This is a genomic window from Rhizobium sp. PDO1-076, assembly GCF_000247475.1.
GTDB lineage: Bacteria > Pseudomonadota > Alphaproteobacteria > Rhizobiales > Rhizobiaceae > Allorhizobium.
Genome location: NZ_AHZC01000215.1, coordinates 1 through 2,407, shown reverse-complemented (window position 1 = coordinate 2,407; position 2,407 = coordinate 1). Strand labels below are relative to the sequence as shown.

Below are 2,407 nucleotides of genomic sequence, written 5' to 3'. Positions count from 1 at the left end.
GCGAACGCCGAGCGCGACATGGACGGCCTTGTTGCGCACATGACCGTTCAGCCGGAAAATGATTCACTGGATCATTTTCCGATCGGCTTCACTCCCTGATCTTGACGCGCAAGGCATCGAAGAACACCAGCGGATAGACCGGCTCCAGAGGCCGAGCCTGCCACGTCGCAACTTCGTCCAGCACGGCATCAGTAACGGCCGAGATCAGATCGGGCGACACGTCGATACCGTAAAGTTCCTGGACATGTCCGACGATCTCGCGCGTGCTCATGCCTCGCGCATACATCGATACGATCTTCTCGTCGAAGCCTGGGACGCGGCGCTGATATTTGGCCAGCAATTGAGGATCGAAACTCGACTGCCGGTCGCGCGGGATGGACAGCTCAAGCGAGCCGCTATCCGTCAGTACCGTCTTGCGGCCGTAGCCATTGCGGCTGTTGCCGGCAGTCCCTTCGCCAGAGAGGTGATGATCCATCTCTGCGTTCAAAGCCCGCTCGGCCAAGGCCTTCTTCAACTGATCGAGCAGCCCGTTGCTCTCGAAAGCCGTCTTCACATCAGAACCGGCCAATAACTGGTCCAAAATGCTATCCGGGATAATAGGCTCTTTCCGTCGTGCCATGGGTGATCTCCTTCGTACCCATTATGCACGCACGTACACGAAATTCCTGACACTCCCAGTCTGTCAGATCAGGCTCGTGGCTGCAGCCTGCGCCGGGGTTTTCCCGTCGCCGGCGCGAGAATGCGCAAAGCGACAGCGGATCTGCACGCACAGCAATAGACATTCAGACTGGGCGCAGAGATGATTTGGCACACCCTCGGCCTGCCGGTTCAGGGTGCTACGATGTGCACGGCATCCGCATCACAGGCTGCCACGAAATTTTGAAACGAAAGGAATTCACGATGGGTGGTGTCAATCCAGTCAAACCAAACCGCGCCTCCGGGTCGGAGGCCGACGACGCGCCGTTTGCGAGGGCAGTCAGTCTTTCCGGGTCGGAGGCCGACGACCTGCCGTTTGCGACGGAGGTCCCGGGCAGCAGCGCCAGTGGTCATCACAATGGCAGACATGTGCGCGAGGTACCGAGCCCGCCCGTCGCTTACGCAGCGCCGAATCGTCGGGAAGAGTCGCCACTTTTCATCAACCCACTCCCCATCACCGTCCCTCCCGTACCTTTTGAACGCCTACAAAAAACCAATTTCCCTTATCATCGTAATGAGGCCTTGAGACGTATTAATCCAAAGGATGCGCCCGAAGAGCTTAATTTCAAGCGTAACGGCACGAAAGCAGAGAGTGACTTAATCTACTCTAAGAGAAAGCAGTGGTTTCAGAACAAGGGTTTGTCGGAGGACGAAGCAAGAGATGCTTGCCGTACTGACTATGAGATTTTCAGCGAGTCCGTGGTTAAAGTCCAAAACCGAACTAATGACTCAGCGTGGAATGATCTGAGATTTATCAGGCATCAATGGCTGGAGAATAGTTTTATCAATTTCACGGGTCATACTACTGCGATCAACGTTACCCTTGACCTTGTTCCTACGGCCGTTAGAAAAAACCCAGATAAATTGGCTGCTTTTATGACATTCATGGACAATAAGGAGATTCTAGAACTTTCCGGATTTTCCTGTAAGATTGCCCCAGCTGCGGACGACGTTGACTTATCCATTAGCTTTGAAGAGTACCTTATTATGGAAACAATCCAATCCAAAAAACCTGATGTAGCGAATACCCCTGAGGCAATAGAGAAGTACCTGTTTGGTAAGGGTCTAAGCCGCGACCTTAGCAAGAAACTTGCGAATGGAAATTGGATACGATATATAGGGTACACCACGCTTTATTTCAAAAGTGCTTTGCTTAAAAAATGTTTATCAGATTTCGATAAATATAGTCTTCGTAGAAATGGCAATTGAACTTGGAATGATCTTGCCGCGGCGGTGGGCGCCAACCCAAGCTTACTAAACCTCAACGTAATTACATGGGGTAATCGCGGGAACAAGCAGCCTTGTAGTGGGAGTTTTTGCGTGGCGGTTGTCCGCCGATAAGATGGATATACGGGCTCACGGCATGACGCCGGGCCCAAGCATCGAATGGGGAACAACCATGGAAGAGCATATTGGATTGGATGTGTCGTTGAAGGAGACCATGATCTCGGTGCGGCAGAATGGCAAACGGATCTGGCGCGGCCAATGTCCGTCGGATCCGAAAGTGTTGGCCGAAGTGATCCGCAAGCGTGCGCCGAACGCTAAGCGCATCGTGTTCGAGACCGGACCCTTGTCAGTCTGGTTCTACCACGCGCGGACGGCCTACCGGCAATCTGCATTGATGCGCGCCATGCCAGCGCGGCGCTCAACATGGCGCCAAACAAGACCGATGCGAACGATGCAGACGGTCTGGCACACCTTGCGGAGGCAT

At 53.7% G+C, this 2,407-nt stretch carries 1 protein-coding gene and 2 pseudogenes; 2 read left to right on the top strand and 1 reads right to left on the bottom strand.

The window, feature by feature from the left end; translation table 11 throughout:
• Positions 1-91: 91 nt before the first annotated feature.
• Positions 92-619 (bottom strand): annotated as a pseudogene (locus tag PDO_RS12720) (transposase); the annotation flags it as partial.
• Positions 620-900: 281 nt separating this feature from the next.
• On the opposite strand from PDO_RS12720, the gene PDO_RS12715 reads away from it, so the two are divergent.
• Positions 901-1,905, top strand: coding sequence for a hypothetical protein (locus PDO_RS12715; RefSeq protein WP_007602150.1), 1,005 nt, complete (start codon positions 901-903; stop codon positions 1,903-1,905).
• Between the two features lie 190 nt (positions 1,906-2,095).
• Positions 2,096-2,407: pseudogene (locus PDO_RS12710) on the top strand (IS110 family transposase); the annotation flags it as partial.

What these genes read in the sequence shown, in the direction of transcription:
- PDO_RS12715 (WP_007602150.1), top strand. Translation starts at nt 901, where the DNA reads ATGGGTGGTGTCAATCCAGTCAAACCAAACCGCGCCTCCGGGTCGGAG.